The 21533-nt window shown below is 70.0% G+C and carries 16 protein-coding genes; 11 read left to right on the top strand and 5 right to left on the bottom strand.

Going from position 1 to position 21533, the window contains the following annotated elements:
* Window positions 1-68: 68 nt before the first annotated feature.
* A complete protein-coding gene (locus OG194_RS11960) occupies window positions 69-1067 on the bottom strand; it encodes a TAXI family TRAP transporter solute-binding subunit (protein ID WP_327400855.1) in 999 nt (332 codons plus the stop codon).
* A 222-nt stretch (window positions 1068-1289) separates the two neighbouring features.
* Here OG194_RS11960 and OG194_RS11955 point away from each other — a divergent pair, with 222 nt between their 5' ends.
* From OG194_RS11955 to OG194_RS11945, 3 genes are all read left to right on the top strand, one after another.
* Window positions 1290-1694: a MazG nucleotide pyrophosphohydrolase domain-containing protein gene (locus OG194_RS11955; protein ID WP_327400854.1), complete on the top strand. Its 405-nt coding sequence runs from the start codon at window positions 1290-1292 to the stop codon at window positions 1692-1694.
* Between the two features lie 63 nt (window positions 1695-1757).
* Window positions 1758-3275, top strand: coding sequence for a tRNA (N6-isopentenyl adenosine(37)-C2)-methylthiotransferase MiaB (gene miaB, locus OG194_RS11950; protein WP_327400853.1), 1518 nt, complete (start codon window positions 1758-1760; stop codon window positions 3273-3275).
* A gap of 117 nt (window positions 3276-3392) precedes the next feature.
* Entirely contained in the window at window positions 3393-4130 is a 738-nt protein-coding gene (locus tag OG194_RS11945; protein ID WP_327400852.1) for a class III extradiol dioxygenase subunit B-like domain-containing protein, read from the top strand.
* Between the two features lie 583 nt (window positions 4131-4713).
* Here the strand turns inward: OG194_RS11945 and OG194_RS11940 are convergent.
* Both OG194_RS11940 and OG194_RS11935 read right to left on the bottom strand, forming a co-directional pair.
* Window positions 4714-5004, bottom strand: a complete 291-nt coding sequence (locus OG194_RS11940) for an antitoxin (RefSeq protein WP_327400851.1) — start codon at window positions 5002-5004, stop codon at window positions 4714-4716.
* Between the two features lie 24 nt (window positions 5005-5028).
* Window positions 5029-5250, bottom strand: a complete 222-nt coding sequence (locus OG194_RS11935) for a hypothetical protein (protein ID WP_327400850.1) — start codon at window positions 5248-5250, stop codon at window positions 5029-5031.
* Between the two features lie 249 nt (window positions 5251-5499).
* Here OG194_RS11935 and miaA point away from each other — a divergent pair, with 249 nt between their 5' ends.
* The 6 genes from miaA to hflX all read left to right on the top strand — a co-directional run bounded on the left by miaA (window position 5500) and on the right by hflX (window position 14583).
* Window positions 5500-6438: a tRNA (adenosine(37)-N6)-dimethylallyltransferase MiaA gene (gene miaA, locus OG194_RS11930; protein WP_327400849.1), complete on the top strand. Its 939-nt coding sequence runs from the start codon at window positions 5500-5502 to the stop codon at window positions 6436-6438.
* Window positions 6439-6546: 108 nt separating this feature from the next.
* The gene (locus OG194_RS11925; RefSeq protein ID WP_327407040.1) at window positions 6547-7047 is read left to right on the top strand and encodes a hypothetical protein; all 501 of its coding nucleotides are present in this window, start codon (window positions 6547-6549) and stop codon (window positions 7045-7047) included.
* Window positions 7048-7117: 70 nt separating this feature from the next.
* Window positions 7118-7987 (top strand): diaminopimelate epimerase, encoded by an 870-nt coding sequence (dapF, locus tag OG194_RS11920; RefSeq protein ID WP_327400848.1) that lies wholly within the window; start codon window positions 7118-7120, stop codon window positions 7985-7987.
* 283 nt (window positions 7988-8270) lie between these two features.
* The gene (locus OG194_RS11915; RefSeq protein WP_327400847.1) at window positions 8271-10424 is read left to right on the top strand and encodes a RelA/SpoT family protein; all 2154 of its coding nucleotides are present in this window, start codon (window positions 8271-8273) and stop codon (window positions 10422-10424) included.
* 967 nt (window positions 10425-11391) lie between these two features.
* A complete protein-coding gene (locus OG194_RS11910) occupies window positions 11392-12921 on the top strand; it encodes a M1 family metallopeptidase (protein WP_327400846.1) in 1530 nt (509 codons plus the stop codon).
* 168 nt (window positions 12922-13089) lie between these two features.
* Complete coding sequence (hflX, locus tag OG194_RS11905; RefSeq protein WP_327400845.1) at window positions 13090-14583, top strand: GTPase HflX; 1494 nt, start codon at window positions 13090-13092, stop codon at window positions 14581-14583.
* Between the two features lie 83 nt (window positions 14584-14666).
* Here the strand turns inward: hflX and OG194_RS11900 are convergent, their stop codons facing one another.
* Window positions 14667-15863: a trypsin-like serine peptidase gene (locus OG194_RS11900; RefSeq protein ID WP_327400844.1), complete on the bottom strand. Its 1197-nt coding sequence runs from the start codon at window positions 15861-15863 to the stop codon at window positions 14667-14669.
* 198 nt (window positions 15864-16061) lie between these two features.
* Window positions 16062-17291: a trypsin-like serine peptidase gene (locus OG194_RS11895; RefSeq protein ID WP_327400843.1), complete on the bottom strand. Its 1230-nt coding sequence runs from the start codon at window positions 17289-17291 to the stop codon at window positions 16062-16064.
* Between the two features lie 532 nt (window positions 17292-17823).
* Here OG194_RS11895 and OG194_RS11890 point away from each other — a divergent pair.
* Window positions 17824-19959: an IucA/IucC family protein gene (locus tag OG194_RS11890; RefSeq protein ID WP_327400842.1), complete on the top strand. Its 2136-nt coding sequence runs from the start codon at window positions 17824-17826 to the stop codon at window positions 19957-19959.
* Window positions 19960-20125: 166 nt separating this feature from the next.
* Window positions 20126-21049 (top strand): GNAT family N-acetyltransferase, encoded by a 924-nt coding sequence (locus OG194_RS11885; protein WP_327400841.1) that lies wholly within the window; start codon window positions 20126-20128, stop codon window positions 21047-21049.
* Window positions 21050-21533 lie beyond the last annotated feature (484 nt).

Raw genomic sequence — 21533 nt, 5'->3', positions numbered from 1 at the left:
TGGGCCGGCGGTTCAGGGCCTGTGGCGGGCCCTGAGGCCCTGACGCCCGGTCCTGCGGCTCCATGTCTCTACGGCTTGACGGAGCGGTAGTAGCGTCGGGCGCCCTCGTGCAGGGCCAGGGGGTCCGTGTAGATCGCCGTACGCAGGTCCACCAGCTGTGCGGAGTGGACCTGCTTGCCGATGCCGTCGCGGCTCTTGATCACGGTCTTGGTGATCCACTCGGTGAGCCGGGCGTTCATGTCCTCGCGGGTCATCAGCAGGTTGGACACGGCGATGGTCGGGACGGTGGACCCGCGCTGGATGGTGGGGTAGGCCGACTCCGGCATGTTGGTGGCGCGGTAGTAGCGAGTGGCGTCGCCCTGCTCGTGCATCTTGGCCACGAGGGTCGCCTCTATCGGTACGAACCGGAACGCGTAGTTCTTGGCGAGGTCCTTCAGGCCGTCCGTCGGCAGCCCGCCCGACCAGAAGAAGGCATCGATCTTGCCCCGCTTGAGCAGGTTCGGTCCGGTGTCGATGCCGGCCGCCACCGGGTCGACGCCCTTCTTCGGGTCGATGCCGGCCGCCGTGAGCACCCGGTCGGCGATCAGCCGCACACCCGAGCGGTCCGGCCCTATGGCCACGCGCTTGCCCCGCAGATCGGTGACGGAGTCGATGTCCGAGTCACGCGGCACGATGAGCTGGACGTAGTCGTCGTAGAGCCGTGCGACCCCGCGCAGCCCGGCCGCACCGGGCTTGCCCTCCATCTCGTACGTACCCACCGCGTCGGCCGCGGCGATGGTGAAGTCGGCGTGGCCGGTCGCCACGCGCGCGACGTTCTCCTGCGACCCGTCGCTGTTCACCAGCTTCACCGTGAGGCCCGGCATGTCCTTGTCCAACTCGGTGCGTAGGAGCTTGCCGTACTCCTGGTAGACCCCCAGCGGGGTCCCCGTGCTGAAGGTGACCGTCCCGGTCGGCGGCTCGTCGCCCAGGGGCAGCAGCCACCACAGCAACAGCCCGAACGCGACGAGGCCGGCGGCCGCGCCCTGGAGGGCCCGGCGCCTGCTGATACGGGAGAACACCTTGAGCATGCGCGCGATCCTGCCAGCCCGTGCGCGGTGGTGACCAGGGCAGGGCGGCGGTCGGGGCTGTGCGGCGGATCGGGGCGGAGGGAATCGACGGAGGCTGATCGGCGCGGGTGACAGGGGGCTGGTGCGTGCGGTTGGAGTGCATGCGCCCCGGGTCTGCGAGCAGATCTGTCCGACAGCCCCTGGCGGTCCGGGGGTGTCAGTGGCGGCCATTAGGGTCGTCGCATGAGTTCTTCGCCCGCCGACCTGGTCCGCGAATTCCATCTGGCCTTCGGGCTCGACGCCCGCACCACCCCCGCCGAGGTCGCCCCCGACCTCGCCGCCCACCGGGGCGAACTGCTCGCCGAGGAGGCCGCGGAGGTCGCCGAGGTCTCCGTCAGCGGCCCCCTGGACCGGCTGGCGCACGAACTGGCCGACGTCGTCTACGTCGCGTACGGCACAGCCCTCGTCCACGGCGTCGACCTCGACGCGGTGATCGCCGAGATCCACCGCGCCAACATGACCAAGATCGGCCCGGACGGCGAGATCGCCCGCCGGGCCGACGGCAAGGTGCTCAAGGGGGAGCACTACGAGGCGCCGGACGTCTCCGGGGTGCTGCGCGAGCAGGGGTGGGGCACGGTCGACGAGTGACGTGAGGCACGGCGGTTTTCGGCCGCCGGAAGAGCCACTCCCGGCACCGCCTACCCTTGTCACATGAGCAGCGGTGACCGGAGCGAGGCAGTGGACGTCAAGACGTACGAAGTGCGCACTTATGGGTGCCAGATGAACGTTCACGATTCCGAGCGGCTCTCCGGTCTCCTGGAGGGGGCCGGTTATGTGCGCGCGCCCGAGGGTTCGGACGGGGACGCGGACGTCGTCGTCTTCAACACCTGCGCCGTGCGTGAGAACGCCGACAACCGGCTCTACGGCAACCTCGGCCGGCTCGCCCCGATGAAGACGAAGCGCCCCGGGATGCAGATCGCCGTCGGTGGCTGCCTCGCCCAGAAGGACCGCGACACCATCGTGAAGAAGGCGCCCTGGGTGGACGTCGTCTTCGGGACGCACAACATCGGCAAGCTGCCGGTCCTGCTGGAACGCGCGCGCGTGCAGGAAGAGGCGCAGGTCGAGATCGCGGAGTCCCTGGAGGCCTTCCCCTCGACGCTGCCGACCCGACGCGAGAGCGCCTACGCGGCCTGGGTGTCGATCTCCGTCGGCTGCAACAACACGTGCACCTTCTGCATCGTCCCGGCGCTGCGCGGCAAGGAGAAGGACCGCCGCACCGGCGACATCCTCGCCGAGATCGAGGCCCTGGTCGGCGAGGGCGTCTCCGAGATCACGCTGCTCGGCCAGAACGTCAACGCGTACGGCTCCGACATCGGCGACCGCGAGGCCTTCGGCAAGCTGCTCCGCGCGTGCGGCGCGATCGAGGGTCTGGAGCGCGTCCGCTTCACGTCCCCGCACCCGCGCGACTTCACCGACGACGTCATCGCCGCGATGGCCGAGACGCCGAACGTGATGCCGCAACTGCACATGCCCATGCAGTCCGGCTCCGACCCGATCCTCAAGGCCATGCGCCGGTCGTACCGCCAGGAGCGCTACCTGGGGATCATCGAGAAGGTCCGCGCGTCCATCCCGCACGCCGCGATCACCACCGACATCATCGTGGGCTTCCCCGGGGAGACCGAGGAGGACTTCGAGCAGACGATGCACGCGGTCCGCGAGGCGCGCTTCGCGCAAGCGTTTACGTTCCAGTACTCGAAGCGGCCCGGCACCCCGGCCGCGACCATGGAGAACCAGATCCCCAAGGAGGTCGTCCAGGAGCGCTACATGCGTCTCGTCGCCCTCCAGGAGGAGATCTCCTGGGACGAGAACAAGAAGCAGGTCGGCCGCACCCTGGAGCTGATGGTCGCCGAGGGCGAGGGCCGCAAGGACGGCGCCACCCACCGCCTCTCCGGCCGCGCCCCCGACAACCGCCTCGTCCACTTCACCAAGCCGGATCAGGACGTCCGCCCCGGTGACGTGGTGACGGTCGAGATCACGTACGCCGCCCCGCACCACCTCCTCGCCGAAGGCCCCACCCTGAGCGTGCGTCCCACGCGCGCGGGCGACGCCTGGGAGAAGCGCAACGCGGCCGAGGCCGCCAAGCCGGCCGGCGTGATGCTGGGCCTGCCGAAGATCGGCGCACCCGCGCCGTTGCCGGTCGCCACGGGGAGCGGTTGCGGCTGCGACTGAGGTCGTCGCGTCCCGCTGGGCGCGATGCCGGGCCGATGCCGGATCGACGTCGAGTCGACGGTGTGGCCATGCGGACTGTCAGCGTGACTTGTCGGGCGCCTTGTTAGTGTTCCGGCCATGCTCGTAGCCGCCGCTGTCTGTCCCTGCCCGCCGCTTCTCGTCCCCGAGGTCGCCGCGGGCGCCGCGCCCGAACTGGCCGCCGCGCGGGCCGCGTGCACCGACGCGCTGGGCGTGCTCGCCGCCGCCCGGCCCGACCGCCTGGTGGTCGTCGGGCCCGCCGAGCAGAGCGGGCGCGGGCCGCATCCTGAGGGCACCCGGGGCTCGTTCCGCGGCTTCGGCGTGGATCTCGCCGTACGGCTGGGTGGGAACGGGAACGGGGATGGGCCCGGGGACAGTGGCACGGCGTCGGAGCGTGAGCTTCCGCCCTCGCTCGCCGTCGCGGCGTGGCTGCTGGAGCGCACGGGGTGGTCCGACGCCCCGATCGAAGGTCTCGGCGTGGGGGAACCTCTTGAGGCCGAGCGGTGTATTCAAACCGGAAGGGACATCGTCGCGCAGGCCGACCGGGTCGCGCTGCTGGTGATGGGCGACGCCAGCGCGTGCCGGACGCTGAAGGCGCCGGGCTATCTCGACGAGCGGGCGGCACCGTTCGACGCGGAGGTCGCGCGTGCGCTGGGGGCGGCGGACGTCGCGGCCGTCAAGGCGCTGGACGCCGAGCTGGCGTACGAGCTGAAGGCGTCGGGCCGGGCGCCGTGGCAGGTGCTCGCGGGCGCGGCGGAGGGGGCGGACCTCGGCGGGGCGTTGTTGTACGAGGACGCGCCGTATGGGGTCGGGTACGTGGTCGCTACCTGGTCGTAGGTGCGGGTGCGGGCTCGTGGGGCGGCGGGGGCGGGGTGCTTGGCGCACTGAGGCCGTAGACGGGGGTGACGTGGTCTGGGCCGCCGTCGTCACTAGGGCGTGGCGTGATCTAGGCGTTGCGTGTGCGGGGTGCTGTGCGGTTGCGCCGGGCCGAGGGGTTGCGCCATGCGGCATGCGCTGCGCCCCAGGTGGGGTGGGGCCGGCGAGCTAGGTAGTGGTGGGGGAGGGCAACGGAGACAGTCCTCTGAGAGCGCCCTGGGGTGACCCATGCCTGCGCCCGGCGCGCGTGACACACTCCCGCCGGCCACAGTCGTTGCGCAGACGGCAGACGGCAGACGGCAGACGGCAGACGGCAGACGGCAGACGGCAGACGGGCAGCGCGGCAACCGCGCAACGCGGGTCGCCAGGCGGCGGGCCCGAGGCGGCCGCAGCGCCCACGCACCGCCGTCGCCGCCACTCACCCCGCTCTGAATCGACCCCACCCTCCGGCATCCGAACCGCCCCCGTCCCCGGCCCACGAAACGGCGGACGGCCGAGGAGTCGTACGCCCCCGGCCGTCCGCCGATCGATGTGCAGGTGCCGTTCAGGAAGCCGGCGGGGTCGGGTCCGGCGGCGTGGTCGTGCCGCTGCCCTCCGCCCCCGTGCTCCCGGCGCTTCCCGTGTCGCCCTGGTGCGCGAGTCGGTCCATGGCGTCCTTGGCCTTGCCCGTGCCCGTCTGGATCTTGTCGCTGTACTTGCCCTTGGTCTTCTCGTCGACCATTTTCGCGGCCTTGTCCAGGCCGTTCTCGATCTTGCCTCCGTGTTGCTGCGCGAGGCCCGAGACCTTGTCCTTCGCCGGGGCGAGTTTGGCCTTCCAGCTGTCCATCAGACCCATGGTTCACCTTTCCACGCGGGGCAGTTACGTTCGGGCGCCTTCACCGGCCTCGTTGTCGGCGGCCACTTCGGCGGACTGCTGCTTCGGAATCTCGACGCTGTCGACAGCGTCGACGGACTCGCCGGTCAGGACGGCCTCCTTCGCCGTCGTCTCCGCCGCTTCCTCGACCCCTGCCCCCGCCTCGGTCTCCGACACCTCGTCCGCCGCTTCGGCCGTCAGTGCCTCGACCGTCTGCGTGTCGGCCACCGCTTCGGCGGTTGACGCCTCCTCCGTAGCCTTCGACCTCCGAAGAATCCGGTCAAAAACGCCCATATCAACTCCATACGTTACTCGTGCGGGCGAAATCCCGCGTAGCCCGGTGCGTCCGTTTGCGTCGCCCGGGTCACCGCCTCCAGAACCCGGCGGCGGGATACCTCGCAACGGGCAACGACCCCGCGCGCGTGCTGTCACGTAACTCGTTCGAGGCGAGGGTCCGACGTTTGCGAGACTGGGAACGTGAGCAGCGCACCCCCCGCCCCCCGAGTCATCGCCGTCGTCGGACCGACCGCGGCCGGAAAGTCCGATCTGGGCGTCTTCCTGGCCCAGCGCCTAGGTGGCGAGGTCGTCAACGCCGACTCCATGCAGCTCTACCGAGGGATGGACATCGGCACCGCCAAGCTGACGCCCGAGGAACGCGACGGTGTCCCGCACCACCTCCTGGACATCTGGGACGTCACGGTCACGGCGTCCGTCGCCGAGTACCAGCGGCTCGCCCGTGAGCGCATCGACGCACTGCTCGCCGAGGGGCGCTGGCCGGTGTTGGTCGGCGGTTCCGGGCTGTACGTGCGCGGGGCCGTCGACAACCTGGAGTTCCCCGGCACCGACCCCGAGGTCCGGGCCCGCCTGGAGGAGGAGCTCGCCCTGCGCGGCTCCGGTGCCCTGCACGCCCGCCTGGCCGCCGCCGACCCCGAGGCCGCGCACGCGATCCTGCCCAGCAACGGCCGCCGTATCGTCCGGGCCCTGGAGGTCATCGAGATCACCGGCAAGCCCTTCACCGCCAACCTCCCCGGCCACGACTCGATCTACGACACCGTCCAGATCGGCGTCGACGTGGCGCGCCCCGAGCTCGACGAGCGCATCGCGCGCCGGGTCGACCGGATGTGGAGCGCGGGGCTCGTGGACGAGGTGCGCGCGCTGGAGGCGCGCGGTCTGCGCGAGGGGGTCACGGCGTCCCGCGCGCTCGGCTATCAGCAGGTGCTCGCGGCGCTCGCGGGGGAGTGCACGGAACAGGAGGCGCGCACGGAAACCGTGCGTGCAACCAAGCGCTTCGCGCGCCGTCAGGATTCGTGGTTCAGACGCGATCCCCGGGTGCACTGGTTGAGTGGGGCTGCGGCGGATCTCACAGAACTGCCGCACCTGGCACTGGCGTTGGTCGAACGACCGGTCACAGCCTGATCACGTCATGGCATCGGGACGCTCCGGCCGAGGTTCCGGCCTCCGGGGGCGTGCCATCATCGAGCTTCGATCGACCAAGTGGAGTCCGAGTTGGGAGGGCGCGTGGCGATGGAGGCCGGCCCTCGCGACACCGCAGAAGGCATCGATCAGGTCACCGCTGACCTTGGTGAACCGGAAGAGGCCGACGGCCGACTGAGCCCGGACGGCCCGGACGAGATCCAGGGTGGCGTGACCGCAGACGGTCCCGGGCCCGACGAGATGTTCGCCGGCCCCGAGGTCGAGGTCGAACTCCGCCCGCAGCGCCGCCTGCGGATCTGGCAGCTCGCTCCCATCGTGGCCCTGGCCGCGGTCGGCTCCCTGATGTTCGCCTTCCCGCTCGCCTTCGACTTCGGCGACAGCGGGGCCGTGGTCGCCATGCTCGGTCTGCTCATCTGCTCCTGCGCGGCCGGCTGGGGTACGACGGCCGCCCGTCGCGTCGGTTACACCTGGCCCGGCTTCCCGCAGCGCGGCTCCGGGCGCCGTCCGGACTGGCGGGTCGTCATCGCGTACGCCCTGGTGGTGGCCGTAGTCGTGGTCCTGGCCGTGTGGCGCGTGGCCAGGCTCCGCTAGCGCCGACCTCTGTCGCTGAGCCGTTCACCGGGCTCGTCGGGTTGTCATAGCCACCCCGTACGATCGAGGAATGAGCACGCGGATCGCCTTCCTCAAGGGGCACGGCACGGAGAACGACTTCGTGATCGTCCCGGACCCCGAGAACGCCATCGACCTGTCCCCGGCCGCCGTGGCCGCCCTGTGCGACCGCCGCGCGGGTATCGGCGGCGACGGACTGCTGCACGTCGTGCGGTCCGCCGCGCACCCCGAGGCGCGGGACATGGCCGCCGAGGCGGAGTGGTTCATGGACTATCGCAACGGCGACGGGTCGATCGCGGAGATGTGCGGAAACGGCACCCGTGTGTTCGCCCGCTATCTCCAGCGAGCCGGATATGTGGCCGAAGGTGACTTCGCGATCGCCACGCGCGCGGGTGTGAAGTCCATGCACATCGCCAAGGACGGTGACGTCACCACCGGTATGGGCAAGGCCCGCCTCCCCGAAGGGGATGTCAACGTGAGCGTGGGCGAGCGCAGTTGGCCCGCGCGGAACGTGAACATGGGCAACCCGCACGCGGTCGCCTTCGTCGACGACCTCGCGCAGGCCGGCGACCTGTTGTCCCCGCCGCCCTTCAGCCCGGCCGCCGCCTACCCGGACGGCGTGAACGTGGAGTTCGTGGTCGACCGCGGCCCCGGACATGTCGCCATGCGCGTGCACGAGCGCGGCGCCGGCGAGACCCGCTCGTGCGGCACGGGCGCGTGCGCGGTCGCCGTGGCCGCCGCCCGCAGAGACGGCGCCGACCCTGCCGTGACCGGGACGCACGCGACGTACACCGTCGATGTGCCCGGTGGAACGCTGGTGATCACCGAGCGGCCCGACGGTCAGATCGAGATGACCGGTCCCGCGGTGATCGTCGCCGAAGGCGAGATCGATGCCGAGTGGCTGGAAAACGCCATCCGCTGAACGGGTGAATCGCAGTCCTGGCCGCTCCGGACGCCCTGATCCGAAGTCTCCGACGTCCGGTGCGGCCGGAAACCACGGCTGACCTGATATGCCGTGGCGCAAAACCGTAAACCTGCCGACCTTCGCTCGAATGGGTGATCCGTTTCACGCTCGGCGAGAGGCGGTCAGTCGCACGTGGTGGGCTCGGTAGCATCAAGCACCGGCCCGGACGGGGGATCGAAGATCCCCTGAGCCGAGTACGCCATGGGGCACCCGTCCGCCGGTCAAGCAGCCGGAGGTGCCCATGAGTGCGGAGGCCACGAACCCTGCGAGCCCAGGCCCTGTGACCAACACAGTGCCCCGCAGGAAGGCCCGCCCCCGGATCGACCTGCGCAGGCTCGGCCGGGCCGCCCTGCTCGGTCCCACCGCGCGCGACCGGCTGCCGGACGCCATCGGCCATGTCGCCGAGGCGCATCGCGCCCACTATCCCGACGCCGACCTCGAACCGCTGCGCCGCGCCTGGGTCCTGGCCGAGTCCTCGCACCGCGGCCAGATGCGCAAGAGCGGCGAGCCGTACATCACGCACCCTCTCGCGGTGACGCTGATCCTCGCCGAACTCGGCGCCGAGACAACGACGTTGACGGCCTCCCTCCTCCACGACACGGTCGAGGACACGGAAGTGACACTCGATCAGGTCGGCGAGGAGTTCGGCGCCGAGGTGCGCTATCTCGTCGACGGCGTCACGAAGTTGGAGAAGGTCGACTACGGCGCCGCGGCCGAGCCGGAGACCTTCCGCAAGATGCTGGTCGCGACCGGCAGCGACGTCCGCGTGATGTCGATCAAACTCGCCGACCGGCTGCACAACATGCGCACCCTGGGCGTGATGCGCCCCGAGAAGCAGGCCCGCATCGCCAAGGTCACCCGGGACGTCCTCATTCCGCTCGCCGAACGGCTCGGCGTCCAGGCGCTCAAGACCGAACTGGAAGACCTGGTCTTCGCGATCCTCCACCCCGAGGAGTACGACCACACACGCGAGTTGATCGTCGACAACGCCTCGCGCACGGACGACCCGCTCGCCGAGGTCACCGACGAGGTGCGCACCGTCCTGCGCGACGCCGGCATCCAGGCCGAAGTCCTCATCCGGCCACGGCACTTCGTCTCCGTGCACCGCGTCGCCCGCAAGCGCGGCCGACTACGTGGCGCCGACTTCGGCCGTCTCCTGGTGCTCGTCAACGAGGACGCGGACTGTTACGGCGTCCTCGGCGAACTGCACACCTGCCTGAAGCCGGTGGTCTCGGAGTTCAAGGACTTCATCGCCGTACCCAAGTTCAACCTGTACCAGTCGCTGCACACGGCCGTCGCCCACACCGACGGCCAGGTCGTCGAAGTCCTCATCCGCACCCACCAGATGCACAAGGTCGCCGAGGCCGGTGTCATCGCGCTCGGCAATCCCTACGCTCCTCCTTCGGAGGAGCAACAGGCCGCGAACGACGGCGAGCGCGCCGACCCCACCCGGCCCGGCTGGCTCTCCCGCCTCCTCAACTGGCAGGAGGGCGCGCCCGATCCCGACACCTTCTGGTCGACGCTCCGCGAGGACCTCGCCCAGGACCGCGAGATCACCGTGTACCGGCCCGACGGCGGCACGTTGGGCCTGCCCGACGGCGCGTCCTGTGTGGACGCCGCGTACGCGCAGTACGGCGAGGACGCCCACGCCTGCATCGGCGCCCGCGTCAACGGCCGCCTGGCGACGCTCAGCACGGCTCTGAAGGACGGCGACACCGTCCAGCTCCTCATGGGCCAGGACCCGGCCTCCGAGCCCTCCAGGGAGTGGCTGGAGCACGCGCACACGCCCGCCGCCCGGATCGCCATCCAGCGATGGATCGCGGCGCATCCGGGAAGCGACGACGGAGAGGGCGCGGCGGTGAACGAGGGGGCGCAGAGCGTCCGTTCGGCGCCCCCCGTCTCCGAAGTCACCCCGGGCACACTGAATTCCGGGGACGCCCCCGCCACCCCGGTCGTCGACCAGCCCGGCGCGACCGTACGGCTCGCCGGCTGCTGCACGCCCGTACCGCCCGACGAGGTCACCGGATTCTCGGTACGCGGCGGCGTCGTGACCGTCCACCGCGTGGAGTGCAGCGCGGTGGCGCACATGAAGAGCGTGGGGCGCGCGGAGGTCGGAGTGCGCTGGGGCGACACCACCGAGTGCCGCGTCACGCTGGTAGCCGAATCGTTCGGCCGCCCGCATCTCCTCGCCGACCTCACCGAGGCGATCGCCCTGGAGGGCGCGGAAATCGTCTCGGCGACCGTCGAACCCCCCACCCAGCAACGCGTCCGCCACACCTACACACTCCAACTCCCGGACGCCGCGCACCTCCTGACTCTCATGAGGGCGATGCGCAACGTACCGGGCGTCTACGACGTGAGCCGCGCGCAGCACCACAACACGACGGCCTTCTGAGCGGGGCGCGGGTTGCGCTGCCAGGCCGTTGAGGTGCGGGTTCGGCTTGAGCGGCCTCTGATCTTCGGAGACCTGCGTCTGTCTTGAGCCCCCACTGCTCCCCTGAAACGGGCGTGGGGTGCGCCATCGACCCGCGATCCATGCGCTTGGCTTGAGCTGCCTCTGGTCTTCTGAGGTGTGTGCCCGCATGGAGCCGCGCCTGGTCTTCTGAGCCGGCGTGGGTTTTGCGGTCGGCCTGCGGTATACGCGCTCGGCTTGAGCTGCCCTGGGCCTCTGGGGGCGTGGGTCTGCCTGGAGCCTCTGTTCCTCCGAGCCGGGCGCCGGCCTCACCACCGGCCCGCTGAGGTGCGCGCCCGGTTTGGATAGACCGTGGTCTCCTGGAGCGTGCGTTCAGCTTGAGCCGCCCCTGGGATTCTGAGGTGTGCCCCGTCTGAAGCCGTGGGCCGGACTTCCGAGACCCGCGTCCGCCTTGGTCCGCCCCGCCTCGTTGAGATACGCATCCGTCATGAGCTCCCCCGGAGGGGGCTTTGCGACGCTCGTCCGCCGTGAAGTCCTCCGGAGCTCTCAGACACGCGCCGACGCTGAGCGGCCGGTCCTCGGAGACATGCGCCGCCGTGAAACGGTCCGCCCCGTTGAGGCGTGCCTGATTCGAGTGTCCCCGGCACCCTGGAAGGACGTGCCGACGCTGAACGGCCGGGGCTCCGAGGCGGGCGCCGGCGCGAAACGGCCCGGCCCGCTGAGACGCGCTGACTTGAGTGCCCCGGCGCCTGAAACCACGCGTAGGCCTCTCCCCGACGCTCTGAAAGAGGCACGCGCGGGCATGCCACCCCCCAGCACACGGAAAGCCCGCGCCCGCCCGCACGCCCCGGTGTGTTCGGCGCCCCGTAAGCCCCCAGGAGGACCCCGTTCGAGTGGGCCGGGCGCGAGTCGGCGCCGTGGGGTACGTGTGCGCTGGTAGCGGTGGTGCATGCTGCTCACCCCTTGCACCGGCACGACCGGCATCGGCATCCCCCGCACCGGCTCCGGTGATCCGGCTCCCCGGTCGCGCACCAGGAACTCCCGACGGCTGAAGGCGGCGCTGCTCGCCTCTGCCGTGTCCGTCTGCCTCGTCGCCGCGAGTGCGCCGCCCACGCCCCTGGGCGTCGGTGACCGTCTCTTCCCGACGCTGGGCAACCCGGGCTACGACGTGGCGTCGTACGACCTCTCGTTCACATATCCCGGCAGCAACACCAAGCCGCTCCAGGCCGTCACCACCATCGACGCGTGGACGACCGAGACGCTGGACCGGATCAACCTCGACTTCGCGCACGGCACCGTGGACTCGGTCGAGGTCGACGGGCGGCCCGCGACCTTCGCCAGTGCCGGCGAGGATCTGGTCGTGACTCCGGAGAGGCCGATTTCCGAGGGGAGTTGGACGCGGATCACCGTGCGGCACACCAGTGATCCGGTGTCGGCCAAGGGCCAGGACGGCGGCTGGGTGCGCACCAAGGACGGGCTCGCGATGGCCAACCAGGCCGACGCCGCGCACCTGGTGTTCCCGTGCAACGACCATCCCTCCGACAAGGCGATGTTCACCATCAGGGTCACCGCCCCCAACGCCTACACGGCCGTCGCCAACGGACTGCCGGCGGGCGTCGACAAGGTCGGCGGGAACACCACCTGGACGTACCGCACCCAGCACCCGATGGCCACCGAACTCGCCCAGGTGTCCATCGGCCGCTCCGCCGTGCTGCACCGCACCGGGCCGCACGACCTGCCGATGCGGGACGTCGTCCCCGCCAAGGACGCCAAGCAGCTCGAACCGTGGCTCAAGAAGACCCCCGACCAGATCGCCTGGATGGAGAGCAAGGTCGGCCGGTACCCCTTCGAGACGTACGGGCTGCTCATGGCCGACGCGTCCACCGGCTTCGAACTGGAGACACAGACGATCTCTCTCTTCGAGAGAGATCTCTTCACCGAGCCCGCCTACCCCAAGTGGTACGTCGAGTCGATCATGGTGCACGAGCTGTCTCACCAGTGGTTCGGCGACAGCGTCAGCCCCCGCACCTGGTCCGACCTGTGGCTCAACGAGGGACACGCCACCTGGTACGAGGAGCTGTACGCCCAAGAGAAGGCGCACAGGCCGATGGAGACACGCATGAAGGCGGCCTACGCGGCCTCCGACGGCTGGCGCGCCGCCGGCGGACCGCCCGCACTCCCCAAGGCGCCCGCGCCCGGACAGAAGATCAGCATCTTCCGCCCCAACGTCTACGACGGCGCCGCCCTCGCCCTCTACGCCCTGCGCCAGGAGATCGGCCGCCCGGCCTTCGAACGCCTGGAGCGCACCTGGGTAAACGTTCACCGGGACGGCACGGCCACCACCGCCGACTTCGAGGAACTCGCCTCCGCGATCTCCGGCCGCGACCTGAGCGACTTCTTCCAGGGCTGGCTCTACGGCGAGAAGACCCCGCCGATGCCGGGTCACCCGGACTGGAAGTCGCAGGCACCGGTGAAATGAGGCGGTGACGGGCAATAAATAAGGCAGTGACGTGGCGATCCGCGCCGTGCGACCATCGTCGGGTCGGCGGCGCGGGTCACCGGGGGACACATCCGGCAGCCACCGGGAATCTCCGGAGGCGCTCGCACGTTGTGACCTTTGCAGGACTCCCATCGACGTAAGGACCCAATGACCTCCTCTTCTTCCCCTTCCCAGGACACTGAGCGCTTCGCGCACGCCTACCCCGAAGGTCTTCGGGCCGATGCCCTGATGGAAGAGGACGTCGCCTGGAGCCACGAGATCGACGGAGAGCGGGACGGCGACCAGTTCGACCGGTCCGAGCGCGCGGCCCTGCGCCGCGTCGCCGGCCTCTCCACCGAGCTTGAGGACGTCACCGAGGTCGAGTACCGACAGCTCCGCCTGGAGCGCGTCGTACTCGTAGGCGTCTGGACCACGGGCACGGTCCAGGACGCGGACAACTCGCTCGCCGAGCTCGCCGCCCTCGCGGAGACCGCGGGCGCGCTCGTCCTCGACGGTGTCGTCCAGCGCCGCGACAAGCCGGACGCGGCCACCTACATCGGCTCGGGCAAGGCCAACGAACTGCGGGACATCGTCCTGGAGACCGGCGCCGACACCGTCATCTGCGACGGTGAGCTCAGCCCGGGCCAGCTGATCCACCTCGAAGACGTCGTCAAGGTCAAGGTCATCGACCGTACGGCCCTGATCCTCGACATCTTCGCCCAGCACGCCAAGTCCCGGGAGGGCAAGGCGCAGGTCGCGCTCGCGCAGATGCAGTACATGCTGCCGAGGCTCCGCGGCTGGGGTCAGTCGCTGTCCCGTCAGATGGGCGGCGGCTCGGGCGGCGGCCTCGCCACCCGTGGGCCCGGTGAGACCAAGATCGAGACGGACCGGCGTCGTATCCGCGAGAAGATGGCGAAGATGCGCCGGGAGATCGCGGACATGAAGACGGGCCGCGACATCAAGCGCCAGGAGCGCCGTCGCCACAAGGTGCCCTCGGTCGCGATCGCCGGTTACACCAACGCCGGCAAGTCGTCCCTGCTCAACCGCCTCACGGGCGCCGGCGTGCTGGTCGAGAACTCGCTGTTCGCGACCCTCGACCCGACCGTGCGCCGGGCCGAGACCCCGGGCGGACGGCTGTACACGCTGGTCGACACCGTCGGATTCGTCCGGCACCTGCCGCACCACCTGGTCGAGGCCTTCCGCTCCACGATGGAGGAGGTCGGCGACGCCGACCTGATCCTGCACGTGGTGGACGGTTCGCACCCGGTCCCGGAGGAGCAGCTGGCCGCCGTACGCGAGGTGATCCGGGATGTCGGCGCCACCAAGGTGCCCGAGATCGTCATCATCAACAAGGCGGACGCGGCCGACCCGCTGACGCTCCAGCGGCTGATGCGGAACGAGAAGCGCTCCATCGCGGTCTCGGCCCGTACCGGCCAGGGCATCGCCGAGCTGCTCGCGCTCATCGACAGCGAACTGCCGCGCCCCTCGGTCGAGATCGAGGCGCTCGTGCCGTACACCCACGGCAAGCTGGTCGCCCGCGCCCACTCCGAGGGCGAGGTCATCTCCGAGGAGCACACCCCGGAGGGCACCCAGCTCAAGGCCCGGGTGCACGAGGAACTGGCGGCGGAACTCGCGCCGTACGTCCCGGCACCGCTGGCCTGACGGTCGTAGCAAGGCAAGTCCGAAGGCCCGCCCCCAACTCTCTTCCCGGGGGCGGGCCTTCGGCATGCACGCGTGCGTGAGGGTCAGCGGCCGCCGTACGTCCTGCCCATGTTCTCGTAGAGGGACTCGGCGGTGGTGCCCAGTTGGGGGCCCGCGAGCCAGGTGTTGTCGGACGGGCCGATCGACGTGTTGGAGACCAGCTCCGTCTTGCCGTCCACCACGCGGAACCAGCCGCCGCCGGACGAACCGCCGGTCATGGTGCAGCCGATGCGGTACATCGTCGGCAGGGCCGTGCTGAGCGACAACCGGCCCGGCCGGTCGAGGCACTTGAACATCTTCAGCCCGCTGTACGGCGGTGCGGCCGGGTAGCCCCAGGCGCCCATCGAGCCGACCTCGGTCGCGGAGGGCGCCGAGAAGTCGACGTCGAGCGCGGCGCCGACGGTCTCCTCAAGGGACTTGGAACCGGACTGCGGCTTCACATGCAGGATGGCGTAGTCGTACGCGGCACCCGCGCCGCCCGTCTCCGAGCCGCCCTGGATCCACTGGTTCGAGGTCGAGGCCCAGTCCGCCCACCACTGGCCGTAGGGAGCGATCTCGGACGCCGAGGCGTTGCTCAACTGGGAGGCGGACTCGCCGAGGTCGTTGTACGAGGGCACGAACTCGATGTTGCGGTACCAGCCACCGTCCTTGCCCGCGTGGACGCAATGGCCCGCCGTCCACACGAGGTTGGACCTGCCGGGGCGGTTGACGTCCTTGACGACCGTGCCGGAGCAGACCATCGAACCCTCGGGGGAGTCGAAGAACACCTTCCCGACCGGGGCCGCGTTCTGGTGGTACGGCGTCTTCTCGGCCGCGGCCTCGACGGGCGCCGGATCCGGGTCGCTGACGCCCTGGTCGGCGGCGGCGTCCTTAGTGGAGACCGTCTTGTTGGCCTCCTCGGCGGACTTCATCCGCTCGGGCTTCCACAGCCCCTTGATCACCGGGTTGACGAAGTCCTTGGCCTCACTGAGCCACTTGTCCTTGTCCCAGTTCTTCCAGCCGCCGTCCGCCCACTTGTCGACATCGACGCCGTGCGCCTTGAGTTTGCTGGCGACGGACGACGGAATCCGGCCCTTGTCCTGGCCGGAGGCCTGAGTGGCGGTGGCGGCGGGCTTGTCGCTCGCCGAGTCGTCGCCGTTGCAGGCCGTCGCGGTGAGCGCCAGCGCCGCGACGAGACCGGCGGCGACCAGGCCGGTGCGCCGCCCGCGCCGGGACGACGCGGACGTACGTGTGGAACGCATGGTGCGATAACCCCCGTGGAAACTGCTGACCTTCTCCTGCTGACCACTACTGATCGCGCACAACTGACCGTGTATTGCTGGTCGTTCTGCGACACCCCACTTATGCCGGGGGAGTTGGGGACGAACGCCGGTGAGGCGGTGAGGTTCCTGTGAGACACCCCGCCGTCGTCTGTCCCCCGACTGTGCCCGCCGCCGCGCCTACTGGCCGGCGAACTTCTTGCTGACCGAGTCGTACACACCCTTGGCCACATCGCCCAGCCGCGGACCCGCCAACCAGCCCGAAGTCACCGGCCCGATCGATGTGTTGGACACCAACGACGGCTTGCCGTCCGAGCCCGTCTCGACCCAGCCGCCACCGGACGAACCGCCGGTCATGCTGCATCCGATGCGGTACATCGTCGGGTCCGAGGCGTTGATCGACAGGCGCCCCGGCTTGTCCGTGCACTGGTACAGCGTCGAACCGTCATACGGCTTCGCCTCGGGGTACCCGGTCGCCGTGAGGCTGGACACCTTCGGCACGGCCGGCGCGCTGAAGTTCACCGGCAGCGCCGAACCGACTGTCTCCTCAAGGGACTTGCCCCCGTTGCCCTTCTCGGGCGTCACATGGATCACGGCGTAGTCGTACGACGAACCCTGCCCGCCCGTCTCGCCACCCTGGTCGATCCACTGCTGCGAGGTCTGCGCCCAGTCACCCCACCAGACACCGTACGGAGCGACCTGGTCCCGGGTCGCGGTCTCCAACTGCGCTGCGGAACGGCCCGCGTTGTTGTACGACGGCACGAACGCGATGTTGCGATACCAGCCGCCCTTCTTGCCGGCGTGCACGCAATGGCCCGCCGTCCACACCAGGTTGGACTTGCCCGGGTGCGCCGGATCCTCCACGACCGTCGCCGAGCAGACCATCGTGCCCTCGGGGGAGTCGAAGAACACCTTGCCCGCCGTCGCCGCGTTGGTGTGGTAGGTGGGCGTCACGGCCTTCGCGTTCACCACCGCGGGCGTCGGGTCGGTCACGCCCTGGTCACCGGAGATGTCATTGGTGTCGACGCCCGTGTCCGGGTCGTTCGCGTCCCGCATCCGGCCGGAACTCCACAGCCCCTTGATGATCGGGTTGATGTAGTCGTCGGCCTCGCGCAGCCAGTCGTCCCTGTTCCAGTTCTTCCAGGCGCCGTCCTTCCACTTGTCGATGTCGATCCCGTGCTCTTTGAGCTTGTCCCTGATGTTGTCCGGGATCTTGATCTTGCCGTCACCGGTCTCACTGCTGGTGGCTGACGCGGTGGACTTGCCATCGGCCTTCGTGTCACTGGAACCGCACGCGGTCGCAGTGAGCGCGAGCGCCGAGGCGAGGGCAACTGCGGCCAGCACGGGGGAGGTTCCGCGACGCGCGCCCCTCCCACGGCGGGTGGTGAAGGACGGCCGTATCGATCGCATGGTCTTGACTCCCCCTGGGTGAACGGATGTTGCGCTTCCGGCTGTGATCTCAGCGAACCCGCAGCCTTCGGAACGGCACCACACACTATGCGCTCGCTGTGGGGGACTTCCCACGGGACGGCAACGGTTCCGTCACGGCAAGGATCTTGGGGCAACCCGTAACCCCGTGGACGGTGCGGGGTTGGTAGCGAGGGGGCCTGCTGTCGATGCGCGGTCCCCTCGGCTCGTGCGGGTGGGCCTGGCGGTGTGTCTGCGGTGGGGCGGGAGGGTGGCCTTGGGACGTCAGTCGGTGGGCGGGCCGTACGAGAGCGTCCCGCGGAATTGCATCGGTACATCGACTGGCCCGCGCCGGTACGTCGACCGGTCTCCGCCGGCACGTCGAGGTGATTGTTCCGGATGGCGGACCGCCATCGGGCACCAACTCGGCTGATCCACAGCACCAGTTGCGCAACACCCAAGCTCAACCCGAGCCAAAAAACCGGGACTTGACCCCACGCGATTCCCACTCCGAAACACCTCCCGAGGAACTGTCTTGAATCCCACGCCCACCTCTGACGGCCACTCCCGCGAGGCGAGCCCTCGACACACGCAGACCCTGGCGTCGGCGTCGGCCGAGTCCGTTCCCCGGCAGCAGCCCCGGAGCCCAGAAGCAGGTCAGCCGCGCGGCACAACCGCCGACCTCCTGGAGCACCCCGACCCCCACATCGCCGCCCAGTCCGCGGCTGTCGAGAACCTCCTGCGCTGCTGGGTACGCGAAACGAACCTCCCCGCCCCCACCAACGGCACCCTCCACATCCCCCTCCCCGCCAGCGGTACAGCCCTACGAGCTCAGGTCCACTACTGGTCCCCGACGGGCTGGCACCGCTTCGGCCTTCCGCACCTGTCCGGCGCTCCCCACGGCGCACCACCGGCCGACGCGGTGACGGTCACGGCGTTGCTCGCCAGGGAGGCACGGTGGGTCGGCGGTGCCGCCGGGGTTGCTGACGTATCGGCAGTCCCCGGCGCCTCGTCGGTCGTTGAGGAGGCGGTGACAGCGGCAGCGACAGGGGCACCCGCAACACCACCCGAAACGGCACCCGAAACCGTGACCGACCTGGTGGCCCGCGTTGCGGACTCCGTCCGCCGTACCGTCACCTTCATCACCGACCGCCGTGCACACCCGGCCGACGGTCCCGATCTCTTCCTCTCCGCCGAACAGGCACTCCTGCTCGGCCACCCGCTGCACCCGACCCCGAAGAGCCGCGAGGGTCTCTCCGAGACCGAAGCCCGCCTGTACTCACCGGAGTTGCGTGGTTCCTTCCCGCTGCACTGGCTGGCTGTCGCCCCTTCCGTACTCGCGACCGACTCGGCCTGGACCGAACGGGGCAGACCTGTCCCCGCCGCTCACCTGACGGCCCAACTCGCAGGCTCCGAACTGCCGTTGCCCGAAGGTCATACCGCTCTTCCCCTCCACCCGTGGCAGTGGCGCGAGATCCAAAACCGAGCAGATATCGCAGCCTTGCTCGATGCCGGCCTGATCCAGGACCTCGGCACCCATGGCGCCCCGTGGCACCCCACCTCCTCCGTACGAACCGTCCACCGATCCGGCGCCCCCGCCATGCTCAAGCTGTCCCTGGGCCTCCGCATCACCAACTCCCGCCGGGAGAACCTCCGCAAGGAACTCCACCGCGGCGTCGAGGTACACCGCCTGCTGCGCACCGGCCTGTCCCAGGAGTGGCATGCCGCCCACCCGGGCTTCGACATCGTCCGCGACCCGGCCTGGCTGGCCGTCGACGCGTTGGACGAGTACGGCGCCGGCCCCGGGGAGCGTCGCGCAGGTGAGTGCGGTGCTGATCGAACCGGTCATGGTGAGCGGGATGCCCGTGTGCCCTTGGCCGGAATCGACGTGGTGATCCGGCACAACCCGTTCAGCGCGTCCGACGACGTGTCCTGCATCGCCGGGCTCGTCTCACTCCGGCCGTACCCCGGGCGGAGCGCCACCGTCGGCGGACCGGCGACAACCTTGCACACCAGCCACACCAGCCTCTCCGCGTCCGGCGCACCTCCGTTGCGGTCCCGTCTGGCCGAGGTCGTCACGGGCCTCGCCGCGCGAACCGGCCGGTCGCGCGGAGCAGTCGCCGCCGAGTGGTTTCTGCGCTACCTGGAGCAGGTCGTCCGTCCCGTGCTGTGGCTGGACAGTGAGGCGGGGATCGCCCTGGAGGCGCATCAGCAGAACACCCTGCTTCTGCTGGACGGTGAAGGTTGGCCCGTGGGTGGCCGCTACCGCGACAACCAGGGCTACTACTTCCGCGCCACCCGGCGCGCGGAACTCGACGCCCGGCTGCCCGGCATCGGCGAACACAGCGACACCTTCGTCTCCGACGAGGTCACCGACGAACGCTTCGCGTACTACCTCGCGATCAACAACGTGCTCGGTCTCATCGGAGCGTTCGGTTCGCAACGTCTCGCCGACGAGCGGCTGCTGCTCTCCGCCTTCCGCCGCTTCCTCGGTGACGTGGCCTCCGGTCCCGCCCGGCTGCGCACCTCCCTGCCGGCCCGCCTGCTCGATTCACCCGTCCTGCGCTGCAAGGCCAACCTGCTGACCCGGCTGCACGGCCTCGACGAACTCATCGGCCCGGTCGACACCCAGTCCGTCTACGTCACCATCGCGAATCCCCTTCGTTCCTGACCATCACCACCACCGTCACCGGATTCGAATGCCACCGGCTGCTTCCGGCTTCGACCGCCGCTGACCCCTCTAGGCCGCGACCACCACCAATCAACCCCCGACCACTGTCAACTCCCATCGCCCCTGAGGAACATGACCCACCCCATCTCCTGAGAGGAGCGCCACCGTGCCTCCGACCGATGCGCGCGCCGGCACTGCGACTGCCTCCGGCTCCGCCCCAGGCACCAGCGCGACTGCGAGCCAGAGTTCAGGTACGGACGGCGAGGACACCCTCGACCTCCGCCTGCCCGAGGAGTTCATCGCGCTCTGCTCCGAGGTAGAGACAGCTGACCCGGCATCCCACGGCGTGGCATCCCACGGCGCCGTAGCCCACGCCATCGGGCTACGGAACCCGCCAGAGGGCACGGAAGGCACGGCTCAGCCCAACCCCGCCGTCCAGCCCAACGCCGCTGTCCCGGCCGACATAGACGCCCCACCTACCTTTGGCTTCTCGGCCAACTCCCATATCCCGCCCGGCGACCACCTCCTCGACCGTGTCGCCGACTGGGGCCCGACCCGCACCCCCGCAGGCACCTTCCATCTCCTCCCCGTCCACATCGAACGCGACCTTCCGCTGATCAACCGCTGGATGAACGACCGCGCTGTCGCAGAGTTCTGGGAACTGGCCGGCCCTCAGGCGCTGACCGAGGACCACGTGCGCGCCCAACTCACCGGTGACGGACGCAGCGTTCCCTGTCTCGGCGTGCTGGACGGCACGCCGATGAGCTACTGGGAGATCTACCGGGCGGACCTCGACCCACTGGCACGCCACTATCCGGCCCGACCCCATGACACCGGCATCCACCTCCTTGTCGGCAACGTCGCCGACCGAGGACGAGGACTGGGCGGCACTCTCCTCCGGGCCGTCTCCGACCTCGTACTCGACAAGCGCTCCGCCTGCGCCCGCGTCGTCGCGGAACCCGACATTCGCAACACCCCTTCCGTAGCCGCTTTTCTGGGAGCCGGTTTCCGGTTCTCCGCCGAGGTCGACCTGTCCGCCAAGCGGGCCGCCCTCATGGTCCGAGACCGTTCCTTGCGTGATCTGTTGTAGCGCCACGTGGCAGCGCCATCACTTTTGGTACACCGCTCGGGCCGCTCGGGTTCCCACTCCCTCGAATCGGATTCCGGCATCCGCGCCTCGACCGCCCGACCACGCCGTCCAAACTCACCGCCCGAGCCCACCCCGAACCGACCGGATCCCCGAACAATCCGAGCCGGCCTGCCGAACCAATTCACCAATCCCAGCCCCCGAACCAATCCGACCCCACCCGCAACAACCCGACCCCACCTCGGACAACCCGACCCCACCTCGGACAACCCGAGCCAGCCTCGAACAACCCGAGTCCGCCTCGAACCAAACCAGCCCCAACCAGCGCCCCGTCCGCCCCAAAAAAACCAACCCCCTCCGCCCCGAACCGATCCCCACCTGCCCTGCCCCGAACCGACCCGATCTCCACCCGAACAAAACCCACCCCCACCCAAAAGCCCCCGGTCGAGATCCACCCCCTCCCTCCGTCTTGATCGCCCGGCTGTCA

Origin of the sequence: Streptomyces sp. NBC_01288 (assembly GCF_035982055.1) — a bacterium.
In the GTDB taxonomy this organism is placed as follows: domain Bacteria; phylum Actinomycetota; class Actinomycetes; order Streptomycetales; family Streptomycetaceae; genus Streptomyces.
Note: the sequence above shows the minus strand (reverse complement) of the source record. Positions and strands in the feature narration are given on the sequence as shown.

What these genes read in the sequence shown, in the direction of transcription:
- dapF (WP_327400848.1), top strand. Translation starts at nt 7,118, where the DNA reads ATGAGCACGCGGATCGCCTTCCTCAAGGGGCACGGCACGGAGAACGAC.
- OG194_RS11945 (WP_327400852.1), top strand. Translation starts at nt 3,393, where the DNA reads ATGCTCGTAGCCGCCGCTGTCTGTCCCTGCCCGCCGCTTCTCGTCCCC.
- OG194_RS11895 (WP_327400843.1), bottom strand. Translation starts at nt 17,291, where the DNA reads ATGCGATCGATACGGCCGTCCTTCACCACCCGCCGTGGGAGGGGCGCG.
- OG194_RS11925 (WP_327407040.1), top strand. Translation starts at nt 6,547, where the DNA reads ATGGAGGCCGGCCCTCGCGACACCGCAGAAGGCATCGATCAGGTCACC.
- miaB (WP_327400853.1), top strand. Translation starts at nt 1,758, where the DNA reads ATGAGCAGCGGTGACCGGAGCGAGGCAGTGGACGTCAAGACGTACGAA.
- OG194_RS11900 (WP_327400844.1), bottom strand. Translation starts at nt 15,863, where the DNA reads ATGCGTTCCACACGTACGTCCGCGTCGTCCCGGCGCGGGCGGCGCACC.
- hflX (WP_327400845.1), top strand. Translation starts at nt 13,090, where the DNA reads ATGACCTCCTCTTCTTCCCCTTCCCAGGACACTGAGCGCTTCGCGCAC.
- OG194_RS11955 (WP_327400854.1), top strand. Translation starts at nt 1,290, where the DNA reads ATGAGTTCTTCGCCCGCCGACCTGGTCCGCGAATTCCATCTGGCCTTC.
- OG194_RS11960 (WP_327400855.1), bottom strand. Translation starts at nt 1,067, where the DNA reads ATGCTCAAGGTGTTCTCCCGTATCAGCAGGCGCCGGGCCCTCCAGGGC.
- OG194_RS11940 (WP_327400851.1), bottom strand. Translation starts at nt 5,004, where the DNA reads ATGGGTCTGATGGACAGCTGGAAGGCCAAACTCGCCCCGGCGAAGGAC.
- OG194_RS11915 (WP_327400847.1), top strand. Translation starts at nt 8,271, where the DNA reads ATGAGTGCGGAGGCCACGAACCCTGCGAGCCCAGGCCCTGTGACCAAC.
- OG194_RS11910 (WP_327400846.1), top strand. Translation starts at nt 11,392, where the DNA reads ATGCTGCTCACCCCTTGCACCGGCACGACCGGCATCGGCATCCCCCGC.